The 1,220-nt window shown below is 68.2% G+C and carries 1 protein-coding gene and 1 pseudogene; both read left to right on the top strand.

Translation table 11 applies throughout. From position 1 onward, the window contains the following. Positions 1–219, top strand: a pseudogene (locus AC3A6G_RS27290) (methyl-accepting chemotaxis protein); the annotation flags it as partial. A 33-nt stretch (positions 220–252) separates the two neighbouring features. Next, a partial coding sequence (locus AC3A6G_RS27285) for a methyl-accepting chemotaxis protein (protein ID WP_487875089.1) occupies positions 253–1,220 on the top strand: 968 nt, incomplete at its 3' end.

Here is a 1,220-nt window from a genome sequence, read left to right as displayed (position 1 = left end):
GCGCAGATGGACCAGGTGACGCAGCAGAACGCGGCGCTGGTCGAAGAGGCTGCGGCCGCCGCGCAGTCGATGCAGGAGCAGGCCGCGAGCCTTGTGCAGGCGGTGAGTGTGTTCAGGCTCGAGGCTCATGCGGGAGATGGCCGCGCCCTGCCGGGCGTTTCCAGAGCAGCGCAGCACGACGTCCGCGCGCTCGGAAACGCCGAGCCGGCGTTTGCCTGACCGCGCAGAGAAAAGACCGCATTCCCCAGGATCATGAGACTCAACCTTCCCGTCACCACCCACGAATACCTGCTCGACGATGACGCGGCGCTGGTGTCGCGCACCGACCTCAAGGGCCGCATCACCTATGTCAATCCGGCCTTCGTGACCGCGAGCGGCTACGCGGTGCCGCAGCTCATCGGCAAGGCGCACAACATGATCCGCCATCCGGACATGCCGCCCGAGGCCTTCGGCGACATGTGGGAGACCCTGAAGAAGGGCTTGCCCTGGACCGGCCTGGTCAAGAACCGGCGCGAGAACGGCGACTTCTACTGGGTGCTTGCCAACGTCACGCCGGTGCGCCGCAACGGTCAGATCGAAGGCTACATGTCGGTGCGCAGCAAGCCCGCCCGCGCCGCCGTCGAGCAGGCCGAGCAGCTCTACCGGCGCTTTCGCGAGGGCCAGGCCAAGGGGCTGGCGATCGAGCAGGGCGAGGTGGTCCGGCGCGGATGGACCAGCGTGCTGGCACGCCTGCGCCGGCTTCCGATCCGCGTGCGCGTGTTCGGTTCTGCCGCGGCCGCCGCCGTGCTGATGCTTGCACTCGGCGTGGCCGGCTGGCTGGGCTTCGTGGGCCCGCAGGTGTGGGCCGCCGGTGCCGCGCTCTGCGCGCTGGCATGGGCCGGCTTCGGCTATTTTCTCGACCGCACCGTGTTCCGTCCTATGGACGAAGCGGTGCGCGTGGCACAGGCCATCGCATCGGGCGGGATTGCGAAGTTCGAGGTTCGTCCCGAGGACGAGATGCGCCACCTGCTGCGCGCGCTGAACCAGATGAGCGCGAACTTCTCGGCCATCGTGCTCGACGTGGACTCCAACGTCTCGCACCTGATGACCGCGTCGACGCAGATCGCCGCGGGCAACCAGGATCTCTCGTCGCGCACCGAGGAGCAGGCCAGCTCGCTCGAGCAGACGGCCGCCTCCATGGAAGAACTCACGAGCACCGTCAAGCAGAACGCCGACAACGC

It is taken from the genome of Variovorax sp. Soil_C_26 (assembly GCF_057657075.1).
This window is presented reverse-complemented; position numbering and strand designations above follow the sequence as displayed.